This is a genomic window from Pedobacter quisquiliarum (assembly GCF_014642175.1).
In the GTDB taxonomy this organism is placed as follows: domain Bacteria; phylum Bacteroidota; class Bacteroidia; order Sphingobacteriales; family Sphingobacteriaceae; genus Pedobacter; species Pedobacter quisquiliarum.
The window spans coordinates 1-13,264 of the sequence record NZ_BMIL01000006.1; the positions used below are offsets into that span (position 1 = coordinate 1).

General features: G+C 45.7%; 11 protein-coding genes. 3 read left to right on the forward strand and 8 right to left on the reverse strand.

All coding sequences use genetic code 11. The annotated features are described in order from the left end of the window. Nucleotides 1-103 precede the first annotated feature (103 nt). Nucleotides 104-1,297, reverse strand: coding sequence for a pyridoxal phosphate-dependent aminotransferase (locus IEW69_RS09630; protein WP_188626644.1), 1,194 nt, complete (start codon nt 1,295-1,297; stop codon nt 104-106). A 115-nt stretch (nt 1,298-1,412) separates the two neighbouring features. Here IEW69_RS09630 and IEW69_RS09635 point away from each other — a divergent pair, with 115 nt between their 5' ends. Together IEW69_RS09635 and IEW69_RS09640 are read left to right on the forward strand one after the other, a co-directional pair. Beyond that, nucleotides 1,413-2,390: a cation diffusion facilitator family transporter gene (locus IEW69_RS09635; RefSeq protein ID WP_188626645.1), complete on the forward strand. Its 978-nt coding sequence runs from the start codon at nt 1,413-1,415 to the stop codon at nt 2,388-2,390. Further along, on the forward strand, nt 2,387-2,827 hold the full coding sequence (locus IEW69_RS09640; RefSeq protein ID WP_188626646.1) for an NUDIX domain-containing protein: 441 nt from the start codon (nt 2,387-2,389) through the stop codon (nt 2,825-2,827). Before IEW69_RS09635 ends, IEW69_RS09640 begins: the two co-directional genes overlap by 4 nt. Before the next feature lie 3 nt (nt 2,828-2,830). On the opposite strand, the gene pdeM is transcribed toward IEW69_RS09640, so the two are convergent. From pdeM to IEW69_RS09660, 4 genes are read right to left on the reverse strand one after another with little or no spacing between them, the layout of a single operon-like run. Then, nucleotides 2,831-3,466: a ligase-associated DNA damage response endonuclease PdeM gene (pdeM, locus tag IEW69_RS09645; RefSeq protein WP_188626647.1), complete on the reverse strand. Its 636-nt coding sequence runs from the start codon at nt 3,464-3,466 to the stop codon at nt 2,831-2,833. Continuing rightward, nucleotides 3,450-5,990 (reverse strand): ligase-associated DNA damage response DEXH box helicase, encoded by a 2,541-nt coding sequence (locus IEW69_RS09650; RefSeq protein WP_188626648.1) that lies wholly within the window; start codon nt 5,988-5,990, stop codon nt 3,450-3,452. The genes pdeM and IEW69_RS09650 overlap by 17 nt, the downstream gene beginning before the upstream one ends. After that, a complete protein-coding gene (locus IEW69_RS09655; RefSeq protein WP_188626649.1) occupies nt 5,987-7,582 on the reverse strand; it encodes an ATP-dependent DNA ligase in 1,596 nt (531 codons plus the stop codon). The genes IEW69_RS09650 and IEW69_RS09655 overlap by 4 nt, the downstream gene beginning before the upstream one ends. Beyond that, nucleotides 7,579-8,598 (reverse strand): ligase-associated DNA damage response exonuclease, encoded by a 1,020-nt coding sequence (locus IEW69_RS09660; protein WP_188626650.1) that lies wholly within the window; start codon nt 8,596-8,598, stop codon nt 7,579-7,581. The genes IEW69_RS09655 and IEW69_RS09660 overlap by 4 nt, the downstream gene beginning before the upstream one ends. 119 nt (nt 8,599-8,717) lie before the next feature. Between IEW69_RS09660 and IEW69_RS09665 the strand changes: the two genes are divergently transcribed. Continuing rightward, on the forward strand, nt 8,718-9,569 hold the full coding sequence (locus IEW69_RS09665; RefSeq protein WP_188626651.1) for a dienelactone hydrolase family protein: 852 nt from the start codon (nt 8,718-8,720) through the stop codon (nt 9,567-9,569). A 64-nt stretch (nt 9,570-9,633) separates the two neighbouring features. Here IEW69_RS09665 and IEW69_RS09670 read toward each other — a convergent pair whose 3' ends face one another. From IEW69_RS09670 to IEW69_RS09680, 3 genes are read right to left on the reverse strand one after another with little or no spacing between them, the layout of a single operon-like run. Further along, entirely contained in the window at nt 9,634-11,772 is a 2,139-nt protein-coding gene (locus tag IEW69_RS09670; protein WP_188626652.1) for a S9 family peptidase, read from the reverse strand. A gap of 12 nt (nt 11,773-11,784) precedes the next feature. Further along, on the reverse strand, nt 11,785-12,459 hold the full coding sequence (locus tag IEW69_RS09675) for a DUF4412 domain-containing protein (RefSeq protein WP_188626653.1): 675 nt from the start codon (nt 12,457-12,459) through the stop codon (nt 11,785-11,787). An 18-nt stretch (nt 12,460-12,477) separates the two neighbouring features. Further along, entirely contained in the window at nt 12,478-13,257 is a 780-nt protein-coding gene (locus IEW69_RS09680; protein ID WP_188626654.1) for an enoyl-CoA hydratase/isomerase family protein, read from the reverse strand. Between the last annotated feature and the right edge of the window lie 7 nt (nt 13,258-13,264).

The following is a 13,264-nucleotide window of genomic DNA, read 5'->3' on the forward strand; positions in this document are numbered from 1 at the left end:
AAAAGTTACTTTTTACTTGATCGCTCGAAATGTCTCTAATTAATGAGCTACTTTTTCAGTGGCCTCCTGCAAAGTACACCCCCTTTTTCATTTATGAATAAACCTAGTTCAGGTTAGCCAGTGCATTTGCGATTCTGTTCATCGCATCTTTCAGTTGCTCTTCAGAAGCGGCATAGGAGATCCGGATGCAGTTCTCATTGCCAAAGGCCTCACCAGTAACAGTAGAAACATGCGCTTCGTCCAGTAGATACAAACACAAGGCTTCAGCATCGTTGATCACGGTACCATTGTGGCTCTTACCGAAATAGCTTTTCACTTCCGGGAAGAAATAGAATGCGCCATCCGGAAGGTTAACCTTGATGCCCGGAATTTCTTTCAGCAGGTCATAAACGATGGTTCTGCGTTTTCTGAATGCTTCTTTCATCTCGTTCACAGATGCTAATCCTTCCTCATAAGCTGCTAATGCAGCACGTTGTGAAATAGAGGAGGTGCCTGAGGTAATCTGTCCTTGTAATTTATCGCAAGCAGCAGCGATTTCCTTACTTGCAGCCATATAGCCAACTCTCCAGCCGGTCATTGCGTAAGCTTTAGAGAAGCCATTGATCAGAATCACGCGGTCTTTTACCGATGGAAATGATGCGATGGAGTAGTGTTTATCTACGAAATTGATGTGCTCGTATATTTCATCGGAAAGGATCATGATGTTTGGATAACGCTCAAACACCGCAACCAATGCTGCAAGTTCTTCATGCGAATAAACGGAACCCGTTGGGTTGCATGGTGAAGAAAACATGAACATCTTCGTCTTAGGCGTTATTGCAGCCTCAAGTTGTTCGGCTGTAATCTTGAAATCGTTCTCCACTGTCGCATGGATGAATACAGATTCACCTTCTGCAAGTTTGATCATCTCAGAGTATGACACCCAGTAAGGCGTTGGTACAATCACTTCATCACCTGGGTTGATCAGGCATAAAATTGCATTTGATAGTGATTGTTTAGCACCTGTAGATACAACAATCTGTTCAAAGGTATAATCGAGCTCATTTTCACGCTTCAGCTTTTCAGCAACAGCCTTTCTCAAATCCGGATATCCAGAAACTGGTGTGTAGTAAGAATAGTTCTCGTCGATGGCTTTCTTAGCTGCTTCCTTAACAGCTTCAGGCGTAAAGAAATCAGGTTCTCCAAAACTTAGGTTGATCACATCAATGCCCTTAGCAGATAGCGCTCTCCCTAGTTTTGCCATTTTAATCGTTTGAGATTCTGAAAGGTTGTTGATTCTCGTGGATAATATGCTCATAATTGTTTTAAGTAGTTTAACAAATATAAAAACCTGTGCTTAGTGAAGGTCAAAAAAATAAATAATAATGCGGTTTAAGCGTTATTAAGTACTTTTGCCACCTAAATCAACACAATTGCAGCCTAAAAAAAAAGCGATCCTGATTTCTTTGTGCATCAGTGTTTTTCTGATGCTTGCGAAATTCGGCGCCTACTTTATCACTCAGTCCAATGCTATTTTAACCGATGCGGCAGAGAGCATTGTCAACGTACTGGCCAGTAGCTTTGCGTTTTACAGCATCTACTTAACAACACTGCCCAAGGATGAAAACCACCCTTATGGGCATGGTAAAGTGGAGTTCTTTTCGGCTTTTCTGGAAGGCACACTGATTGGCATCGCCGGGATCATTATCATCTTTAAATCCAGTTACAACCTCATCTTTCCTAATCCAATTCAGAACCTTTTTGAGGGTGCCATCATTATTGGTGCCACAGGTTTAATAAATATGGTTGTAGGTTATTACCTGATCAACACCGGGAAACGACATCGTTCCATCACCCTGGAAGCGGATGGTAAACACCTGCTTACCGACGCCATTACCAGTGCGGGCCTGGTTGTCGGCATTCTGATCATCTATCTCTCTAAATTATACTGGCTGGATAGCGTCATTTCAATTCTACTTGGCATGTACATCATCTACAGTGGGTACAAGCTTACGCGAAGATCTGTTGGTGGTTTGATGGATGAAAGTAATATTGAGCTGGTCAACAACATTGTGAAGCTGCTGCAGGAGAACCGGAGAAGTCCCTGGATAGATGTTCACAACTTAAGGGTGCAACAATACGGTGCTGATGTGCACATGGACTGTCATTTTACTTTTCCATATTATTACGACCTGAACAAGGTACATCATGAAATTTCAGAAATTGACGCCATGATCAACCGCACCATAGGGCATAGTACAGAACTTTTCATTCATGCAGATCCATGTCTGCCCGCCTGCTGCAACTATTGCCACATGGAGAACTGTCCGGTTCGGCAGGAAGACTTCAAGCGGGAGATATCCTGGACGCTGGAGAATGCCACAAAAAATCAAAAGCATTTTGATCAATGAGCTATTTTAATGTAAGGGTATATGGCCTGTTAATTAACGATCAGCAGGAAATTCTGATTAGCGATGAACAACAGGAGGGTAGGACGTTCAGTAAGTTCCCAGGTGGGGGACTTGAGCTTGGAGAAGGGCTGATCGATGCGCTGAAGCGCGAGTTTATGGAAGAATGTGCCACGGAAGTGGAAGTGCTTAACCACTTTTACACGACCGACTTCTTCGAAAAATCGTCCTTCAACGACAGCCAGATTTTGAGTATCTACTACTTTGTAAAACCAGTTGGCCCCCTGAACTTAGCATTTAAAACTAAGCCGTTCGACTTCATTGATGGTTCATCCCAAGCCTTCCGCTGGGTAAAACTGGATACCCTTACCGAGGCAGATGTAACATTTAAAACCGATCAAACGGTTGTTCGCTTGTTGAAGCAGGCGATACAGCTATAGGCTTTAAACGGCAACAACTTGCGTTGGGGTGATGGCGTAGAACACATCTCCTTTACCTGGCTTAATGTTGCTTAAGCCCGTAAATGCGCTAAAAGCTGGTAGCACCGCACAAGTATCACTGAAATAAAAACAAGGCAGGCGTAGCTGCTGACGTGCTTTACCATAGATGGTGATGCCTGGGTGGATATGACCGGTGATGTTGAAGTATGCATCTGTGGTTTGAGGCTTGTCGTGTATAAACCTGAATGGGAACATGAGCATTTCTTTTTCATGAATTTCAATATCTAAACCGGCGTAATCTGAGGCCTTAAGATCATCATGGTTTCCTTTGATCAAGGCTACTTTTAGTTCCGGATGTTCCTGCCGCCAGGCTTTAAAGTCCTCCACATCACTATTCATTTTATTGTGAAACATGTCACCGGTAATCAGCAGCAGATCCGTTGGATAGCTGTCCAGCAGCTTTGTGATACGGCTGAGATCTTTTTGGCCCAGTGTTGATGGCACCGGGATCCCGTGTTTACGGAAGTGTGCTGATTTTCCGATGTGAATATCACTAATGATGAGTACCCGTTTTGATGGCCAGTAAATAGCCCTTTCTTTATCTAATATTAATTCTTCGCCCCTACAATCTATGGTCATTCTTTCTCCTCGACTTTTTCTCCGTCTCTGCCGTCATGCGTTCAATGCGCTGGCTGAGTTCTTCTGTGCTCATGTTTTCCCGCAGGCTATCCACCTTAATTGGAAAACACAAAGGTGTATAACGATTCGTTCTTATCATAATTATTTTACTCTGTTGAATGCGCTGCAAAGCCGCCGCTAATCTTGGTTCTTCAATCTGCTGATAAAATGCCTCATCATAGGCTTGCCTTAAAAGCAAATTGTGTTTGTCGTAATCACTAAAGACATTAAAGAACAACGAAGAAGATGACTGCAGGTGTTTATTGGCGACATATTTTCCGGGGTAGCCTTGAAACACCAGTCCGGAAATACAGGCAATGTCCCTGAACTTGCGTCGGGCCATTTCTGTCGCGTTGATACTTGCGACGATATCCTCCGAGAGATTTTCCGGACTGAACAACTCCTTCATATTGGTCTCATCTATGGGGATGGGTTGTTCACTAAGCAACTCAAAGCCGTAATCATTCATGGCGATGGAGAAGCTGATGGGCTTCAACCTGCCGATGCGGTATGCAATTAATGCGGCCAGCACTTCGTGCACCAAACGTCCTTCAAAAGGATAGGCGAAAAGATGGTGTCCATCTTTGGTATCTATGAGTTCGATCAGAAACTCATCGTCTTTAGGAACGTGGGAGACCTTAGCCTGCCGTTCGAACAAGGGGAAGATGAAGGAAAGTTCTTCATCCGCTTTGTTATTTTCAAGTGCTTCGTTGTATTTACGACGGAGTATGACGCCAAGATTGGCGGAAAGCGGTAAGCGTCCCCCCAACCAGCTTGGGGTGATGGCGGTTTTAAGTTTGCTTTTGCGAACCAGCACCGTCATGTCTTTCACCATGATGAATTCAAGTACGCGCCCTGCGAGGGCGAAGCTGTTTCCAGGTTTGATTTTGGCGATGAAGGATTCTTCCAGCATACCGATATAACCGCCCGTGAGGTACTTTACCTTCAGCATGGCGTCGCTGACGATGGTACCGATATGCAACCTGTGGCGCATGGCAATCTGCCTGCTGATAACTTTCCATAAACCATCCACCAGTTCCACCTTATTGAATTCATTATAGGCGGCAAGGCTGTCTCCACCAGAAGTAATGAATTGCATAATCCAGGCCCATTCCGAGTCCAGCAACTCTCGATAGGCAAAGGTTTCTTTGATTTCCTTGTAGATGAGTTTATCATCAAAACCGTCGCCGACGGCTAGCGTAACCAGATATTGAATAAGCGTATCAAACGCCATGACCACGGGTTGTCTGCTTTCGATGTCGTGCGTCTTCGCCGCTTCCTTAATGGCTGATGCCTCCACGAGCTCCAGTGCGTGGGTAGGGAGGAAGTATATGGTCGAGGTCTCATAAGGGGAGTGCCCACTTCGTCCGGCGCGTTGTAGAAACCTGGCTACACCTTTCGGAGAACCAACTTGTACAACGGTATCTACGGGCTTAAAATCTACGCCGAGGTCTAAAGAAGAAGTGCTGATCACCGCCTTTAAAGCACCTGTATGGATGGCATCTTCAATCCAGTTGCGCAGTTCATGGTCAATGGACCCATGGTGTATGGCAATCAGACCTGCTAGGTTCTCATCCAGTTTGAGTAGATTTTGATACCAGAGCTCGGCTTGTCCGCGTGTGTTGGTGAAGATCAGCGTGGTTTTACTCTTGTGAATGATCGGGAGCAATTTATGCGCAAGCTTGTGACCCAGGTGGCCGGCCCATGGAAGCATGTCGATGTGATCTGGCAGCACAGATCGGATATCAATCTTCTTCTCGATGTCTGCTTTTACCGTGACCTTGAGTACTTCTTCGTACGGTACCAAGACGTCCAGGGCTTCTTCCATATTGCCGATGGTCGCGGAGATGCCCCAGATGCGGAGCAGCCGTTCCGGATGTTTTTCCAACAGCAGTCCCCGGATCCTGGATATGGCGAGTTCAGCCAGCACCCCGCGCTTACTTCCGATAAGCTCATGCCATTCATCTGCCACAATGCAGCGTAGATTGCTGAAGTTGCTGATCGTCCCTTTTTGAGCAAGCAACAGGTGCATGCTTTCCGGGGTAATGATTAACACCTCTGGCATCTGTTTCTTCTGCTTCAGCTTATCCGTTTGGGAGGTGTCGCCATTTCTCACACCAATGATCCAGTCTAGCTCCAACTCATCACACACTTCCCGCATTGCTCTTGCAAGGTCTTTAGCCAGGGAGCGTAGGGGCGTTATCCAGAGTAGCTTTAAACCCGAACCGGTTCGTTTTTTTGAGGTTGTGGTTGTGGTGGTTTTTAAGTCGTTAATGATGTTTAATTCTTCAATGACAACCGCTAAAAACATGGAGAATGTTTTACCAAAACCGGTCGGGGCATTGACCATTCCGCTGTAGCCTTCCGCGTAATATTGCCAGGCTTCGGTCTGGAAAGCAAATGGCTTCTTTTTAGATTGCTTCAACCATTTCAAAACCGTCTTATAGCCATAGCTTTTGCTCAGGCTGTTGGAATCAGTACTCATGATAAGGTTGAATTTAGCAATTGTCTTAAATCCTCAAGCGTATTAATTTCTTCCGCTTCCTTGTCCTTGCGCCACCTTAGGATTCGGGGAAATCGGAGTGCCAGGCCGGCCTTGTGTCTTTTACTTTCTGCGATACCTTCAAATGCTATTTCAAACACCAGTTCTGGTTTGACCGTCCTTACCGGTCCAAATTTCTCTAGTGAATTCCGTTTTACGAAAGAGTCGACTTCTTTGATCTCCTTATCGGTAAGGCCCGAGTAGGCTTTCGCAACGGTGATCAGCTTCTCGCCATCACGAACTGCAAAGGTATAATCGGTGTAGAAGTTAGCGCGCCGACCGCTTCCTTTCTGCGCATAGATCATCACGGTATCAACGGTATACGGATTGATTTTCCACTTCCACCAGTCGCCTCGCTTCCGACCACTGTGGTACAAGGAATCCTTGCGCTTCAACATGATGCCTTCGCTGTTCATCTCGCGGCTGCCCTGACGGATCTCCGCAAGTTCAGCCCAGCTATTGAATGTGATTACCGGGGATAAAAGTGCTACATCTTTCGTTAGCAGTTTCGAAACGATCTCTTCAAGCAGTGTTCGCCGTTCAGACATGGTCTTTCCCCGAACATCTTGTGTTTCATGTTCCAGCAGGTCATAGATATAAAAGCCTACGGGTGCGTCGTTCAACTGCGACTTGTTGATGGTTTTTCTGTTTAAGCGCTGTTGCAGGATGCTGAATACCTGTACATTACCATCTTTGATGGAGAGAATTTCTCCATCGAGAACAGTACCATCTTCCAGTTCATCTTTCAGGAAGTGAAGTTCAGGAAACTGGTCTGTGACGAGTTCTTCACCACGAGACCAGATGAACAGTTCACCGTTTCGTTTTACAATTTGCCCACGGATACCATCCCATTTCCATTCTGCCTGCCAGTCATTTACATCGCCTAACTCCTCAGGTTGCATTTCCAGCGCATATGCCAGGCAAAAAGGATATGGCCAGGAGTTATCGGTATTTACATGGGCACCTTCAATAAGTTCTTCGTAAGTGATTGCCTCCGGCTGCCACTTACCCATGATGCTGTGCATGATCTTGTTGCTGTCGGTATCACTTTGTTTAGCCAATGCATTAACCAGCATTTTATGGGATACCCCGATGCGGAAGTTCCCAGAAATAAGTTTATTGAAGATAAATCGTTCCGGTGTGGCGAGGCTGTTCCAGGCATCCAGGATAAAGGACTTTTTCACGTCATCCGGTTTTCCAGTAAGGGCAGCAAGGTCTTTGATCCATTCATGCAGTTTACGATCCGTGATCTTTTCTGGCGGAGGGAGCACCAGGGCAATGGTCTCGCTGAGGTCACCTACACTGGAGTAGCTTTCCTGAAAAAGCCAGGGTGGGATGCCACTGAGCTCCGTTGCCCAGCTTCGCAGCAAAGCCGTGTTTACCGGCCTTTTCGGTTTCTTGCCCGTGAACATGGCAATGACATAGGGTTTATCCCGATCATCGGCATTGCTAAAATAATCAACGAGCGCAGCGATCTTGTCGTTGGTCTTATTGCTCGTTTCCAGCTGCTGTATCAGTTCAGAAAATCTTTTCAATTTGCTTCGATTGTAGTAGGTGTTGGTTCTTCTTCCTCTTCGTTGCCGTACTGGGTTTTCACCTCTTCGGATGCAATGCCGATCTCATTTAGGTATTTTGAAAAAGTGGCGGTAAAGCCGTGCGTCACGAAAACCTTTTCCGCTTCTGTCGCTTCAATGGCACTCAATAACCCTGGCCAGTCCGCATGATCACTTAACGCAAAACCAGCATCAGCACTTCTCCACCTGCGGCCCGCGCGCACCTGCATCCAGCCGGAGCAAACGCCGGTGGCAGCTTGCTGTAAAGTTTTAATCCATTTTCCTTCGGCCATCGCCGGTGGCACAATAACGATGCCCTGCTGAAGTGCTTCTTTCTTAAGTTCCGGTGTGATCCTGATGGTATCTGGCAGGTCGACACCCGCCTTCACAAACCCTTCATTGAGGTTTGCTATGGAGTTATGTACATAGATCTCGCAATAATCTGCCAGGTTCTTGATCAATCGTTGCGCCTTACCCAGACTGTAGGCAACCAGCACGCTGGTCTTCCCTTTATCACGATTGTCGGATACCCAGTTCCTGATCTGGTTGAAGATGATGTCCTGCGGTTGCCATTTATATATGGGTAGGCCGAAGGTACTTTCCGAGACAAAGGTATGGCACTTAACCGGCTCGAAGGGTGTGCTGATGCCATCGAACTCTACCTTATAGTCGCCAGACACTACACAGATCTCGCCTTTATACTCCAGTCGGATTTGTGCGGAACCAATGACATGCCCTGCGGGGAACATGCTCAACTTTACGCCATTGATGTCGATCTGTTTATTATATGGAAGTGTTTCGATGACCAGATCCGTCCCTAATCGTTGATGCAGAATGGGCTTTGTAAGCTCATGGCATAAATAGGCCTTGTTTCCCCATTTCACATGATCGGCATGTCCGTGTGTTGTTACTGCTAGATCTACGGGTTGCCAGGGGTCAATGTAAAATCTGCCTTGTTCGCAGTATATGCCCTTATTGGTAAACTTTATTAAGCTCATTTCAAATTAACAAAAAATGAAAGTTTAAGTTTTTTATGCGCCTTCGGCTGGCCGGACGTTGATATGTGCTCACTAAACTGGTATATTGCTGTAGATAAACACCTAAGCCAAATATTCCAATGGACCAGAAGATTATTAATTTGTATGATGAGTACACCCATACCTCGCTAAACAGGAAAGATTTTTTAGCCAAGCTGGCGCTGCTGGCTGGCGGCACAGCAATGGCCATGAGCATTTTGCCATTGCTAGAGAACAATTACGCGCAGGCTGCGACGACCGAATATGCAGATCTGGTGGAAACGCAGATAACCTTCCCGGGTGTGGATGGTGCCGTTAAAGCGTTTGCGGCCAGACCAAAGGGGACGAAGAAACTGGGCACCGTACTGGTGATTCATGAAAATCGTGGTTTGAACCCCCATATCATTGATGTTGCGCGTAAGGTGGCCTCGGAGGGTTACATTGCGGTGGCTGTTGATGCCCTGTCTCCCTTCGGCGGAACGCCAGCTGATGAGGATAAAGCCCGGGACCTGATCGGGCAATTGGATAAGGAGAAGAATCTTCAGAATTATCTCAAAGCACTAGAATACTTGCGTGCGCGTGAAGATGGAAATGGGAAGGCAGGTTGTGTTGGTTTCTGCTGGGGTGGAGCCATGGCGAATAACCTCGCCGTGCATGATCCGAAGCTCTTAGCGGCGGTGGCCTATTATGGTATGCAGGCAAAGACAGAAGATGTGCCTAAGATTGAAGCCAGTTTAATGTTGCACTACGGCGGATTGGATGAGCGGGTGAATGCTGGTATTCCAGCGTATGAGGCTGCGCTTAAGCAGCACAAAAAAGATTACAAGCTTTATGTGTATGAAGGCGTGAATCATGCTTTTAATAACAATACCGCTCCAACGAGGTACAACGAAGCGGCCGCAAAGCTTGCCTGGAGCAGAACAATAGATCTGTTTAAACAGAAACTTAGCTAGGTTACTACTTGATATAACAGAAAAAGCAGCCCTAAAGCTGCTTTTTCTGTTTAAAGAATATTTTTTACCGCGCGCCGGGAGGGCAGTTGGCTTTTAAGAAGTTCGTGAAAGTTAGTGCCAGGTGAGCGCTCGTACCTTCGCCTTCGCTAATGCTGTGCGTACGGTTAGGGTAGGCCATCATCTGAAAAGCTTTCTTCTGCTTGATCAGTTCATTAATCAGCATCTCTGCATTCTGGTAGTGCACATTGTCGTCACCAGTTCCATGGATGTAAAGCAGATTTCCTTTAAGTCCTTGAACATGGCTAATTGGAGAACCCTTGATATAGGCTTCCTTTGTTTGTAAAGGTGTACCCATATAGCGTTCCTGGTAAACGTTGTCGTAGGTCAGTTGATTTGCCACGGCAGCGATCGCGATACCGGTTTTATAGATTTCCGGATATTGGAACATCAGGTTAAGCGTGGAAGATCCACCGCCACTCCAGCCATATACCGCAATACGATCTTTGTCTACAAATGGCCATTTTAAAATCTCCTTCGCAGCCATTGCCTGGTCGCGGATGTTCAGCACTCCGATATTCTTGTAAATGCTCTTGCGCCATTCACGACCTCTTGGTGCCGGTGCACCGCGGTTTTCTATGGAAATGGCGATGTATCCATCTTTCGCAAGGTCACCTTGGTACAAGCGGTTGTAGTCAACGCCATAGGTATCAGTAACCGTTTGTGATGCTGGTTCTCCGTAGACGTAGAAAAGCACTGGATATTTCTTATTCTCATTGAAGTTCTCAGGCTTTTTCATCCAGCCATCTAGCTCAATACCGTCTTCAGTTTTGATTTTGAAGAAGGTTGTTTTATTGCCAACTGGCTTTTGCCTGCCCAGCTGATTGGTAATGCTGCCATCCATATTAAATGGATTACCCGAAGCCATGTGCATCCACTCCGTTAAGGGTTGTATAGACGCGCTTTGGTAGGTGTGTCTGGCGAACATACCGTTTGGTGAGATGCTGTAGTTATGGCTACCCGGCATAACCGCGGATGTGACCATTTCTAAACTCCCTTTACCATCCAGCTTGGTCTTGTACAAATAGCGCTGGGTAGCATTAGTTGGCGAAGCCATAAAGTAAAGCGTATTGTTTTTTTCGTCAGTAAGGCTTTTATCGATCACATCATAGTTCCCTTTGGTAATCAGCGTTTGCTTTTTACCATCCTTTGAAATTCTATAGTAGTGTCTCCAACCGTCTTTTTCACTTGCCCAAAGAAACTCTTTATTGCCATTGATCCATTCGAAGTCATCCGCTGCATCAATCCAGGCCTTGTCGGTTTCTGTATAGATGTCCTTTGCAGTTCCCGTTGCTGCATCACATACAAAAAGCTTGGACACATTTTGTTCACGGTTCAGCTGCTGAAGGATAACTTCGTTCGAGCCCGGAATAAAATCCATCCTTGGAATGTAATGCTGAACATTATCACCCGGAACATTTAGCCAGTTTGTTTTTGCTGTAGCAACATTCACGATGCCCACGCGGCACGCAGAAGGATTTTCGCCCACTTTAGGATATTCTACGGGAATGGTGTACGCGTAAATAGAATCGGTATTGTTGATCATGAGGAAGTTCTTGATCTTGCTGGCATCCAGTTGCCAGTAGGCAATGGAATTCCCATCAGGACTCCAGCGAAAGCCGTCTCTACTGTTAAATTCTTCCTCATAAACCCAGTCGAATGTACCATTGATCAACCGGTCTGTACCGTTAGTAGTAAGTGCTTTAACGGCATTGGTGCTCAGGTCTTCCACATAGAGGTTATGTTTGCTTACATAAGCAACTTTTTGTCCGTCTGGGGAGAACTTGGCAAACATCAATGATGACGCAGGCATATCTTTTCCCAGCTTAACCGTCTTGCCGGTGCTTAGGTCTGCAACATAGTAGTCGCCACGTGTATTATAGCGCCATACTTTTTTGCTGTTTGTGAAAATTAATGCTTTGGTACCATCCGCAGACAGTTGGAAAGATTGGATACGCAGGCTGGTATTGCTTAATACCTGCTTGCGCTCCATTTTGGGTAGTGAAATCAAAACAATACCGCCGTTTTGGATTTCATAGTAGCCGTTTCCATCTTTAGTCCAGTTGATGCCTCTTGATTGCGCAAGGGCAGTAAAGCTTACAAAGACAAAAAGCAGGAGCTGGCTGAGTAGATTTTTTAAATACATTTTCATCTAAGACTATTCTCCGCCTCCTTGCATCGCCTGCATCTCTGCTGCCGTTTTCAACTCGTAGCCTGCAGGAACTTCCATAGAAAGTTTAGCAACATTGCCTTCTTTGATGCTTTTCAAGGTGTAGTTACTCTTAAGACCGTTAACAGTCATGGTGTATTTAAGAGGCGTGCCATTTAATGGTGCGAAGTCTTCGAATTCTGCACCCTTTGCAAGACGTACGTCCTTTGTTAACCAAAGCTCATAGTTCTCGTTTTTGTTATCTGTGTAGGTGTATTTTTCGGCATTGTAACCTGCAACGGTTTGCTTTTGTCCGGTAGGTTTGAAGTTGCTGTACTTAATGTCTCCTCGTTGTTTGGCAACATCTTCAGCGGACATCTTGGTTGCAAATTGTTTTTGTGCCATAGGAACGTCTACCAGTAACAGTGCAGTTTTTGTATCTGCATCTGTGATGACTTTAACTAAGGCTGCACCAAGGTCCATTTGAATGCGTCCAAGATTGTTGTTAAACTCCATTACGCTCTCGGTAGGTAGTTGGTCTACCATAGCCTTCTGTTCTGGTTTAGCATCGTAGGTGACTGTGTATGTCACGGTGCCCTGTTCGATTTTCTTTTGTGCTTGCGCAAGTGCTGCTGTACTAAGCAGGATGAAGGCGATTACCCCCGTTTTCATTGATTTAAACATATTGATAGTTGGAATTGGTTACCATTGAATGGGTTCTTTGTTGAGAAATGAGGCAACACCTTTTTTGAAGTCTGCGCTTTCTCTAACCCTTGCATTAATTTGTACCGCGATATCCAGACTTTTCTCCAGCGTTGGATTGGTTGTTTGCCCAATAAGTTGTTTTGTGACCATCAACGCATTTGATGAGGCCTGCTCACATAAATTTAAGCTGAATTCCTGAACTTTAGCATCTATTTCATCTTTTTCAGCAAGGAATGTGATCAATCCAAAATCCAGTGCCTGCTGTGCAGAAAAGAGCTCTGCGGTGAGTAGAAGGCGCTTGGCAAGCGTTTCACTTGTTTTCCGAAGCAGAAAGCAACTTACGATGGCAGGCACAAAACCTAATTTCACCTCCGTGTACCCAAACTTCGCTTCCGGTACGCTGAAAATGATGTCACAAACGGTCGCCAGTCCACATCCACCTGCAATGGCATGTCCTTCCACTTGTGCAATGACAACCTTAGGGAGGTAGTAGATGGCCTTGAAAAGCTTCTCCAGATTTCTGGAATCGGTAAGATTTTCTTCGTGGCTGTTGTTTTGTAGTTGCTGTAAATACGCGAGATCGGCGCCAGCACTGAAGACATTGCCGCTTGCTTTTAAGACGATGACTTTTACGAGGTCATCCTCAGCGGCGTCAAGCATAACCTCCGTTAGCTGCGCAACCAGTTCTGCGCTTAGTGCATTCTTTTTTTCTGGACGATTTAGGGTAATTGTAGCAATACGATTTGCGACCGTATATAAAACCAGAGATTCTGACATAAAATTA

Bases quoted from the DNA above. Each gene is read 5' to 3' on its own strand.
- IEW69_RS09630 (WP_188626644.1), bottom strand. From the start codon at position 1,297: ATGAGCATATTATCCACGAGAATCAACAACCTTTCAGAATCTCAAACG.
- IEW69_RS09640 (WP_188626646.1), top strand. From the start codon at position 2,387: ATGAGCTATTTTAATGTAAGGGTATATGGCCTGTTAATTAACGATCAG.
- pdeM (WP_188626647.1), bottom strand. From the start codon at position 3,466: ATGACCATAGATTGTAGGGGCGAAGAATTAATATTAGATAAAGAAAGG.
- IEW69_RS09650 (WP_188626648.1), bottom strand. From the start codon at position 5,990: ATGAGTACTGATTCCAACAGCCTGAGCAAAAGCTATGGCTATAAGACG.
- IEW69_RS09660 (WP_188626650.1), bottom strand. From the start codon at position 8,598: ATGAGCTTAATAAAGTTTACCAATAAGGGCATATACTGCGAACAAGGC.
- IEW69_RS09665 (WP_188626651.1), top strand. From the start codon at position 8,718: ATGGACCAGAAGATTATTAATTTGTATGATGAGTACACCCATACCTCG.
- IEW69_RS09670 (WP_188626652.1), bottom strand. From the start codon at position 11,772: ATGTATTTAAAAAATCTACTCAGCCAGCTCCTGCTTTTTGTCTTTGTA.
- IEW69_RS09675 (WP_188626653.1), bottom strand. From the start codon at position 12,459: ATGTTTAAATCAATGAAAACGGGGGTAATCGCCTTCATCCTGCTTAGT.
- IEW69_RS09680 (WP_188626654.1), bottom strand. From the start codon at position 13,257: ATGTCAGAATCTCTGGTTTTATATACGGTCGCAAATCGTATTGCTACA.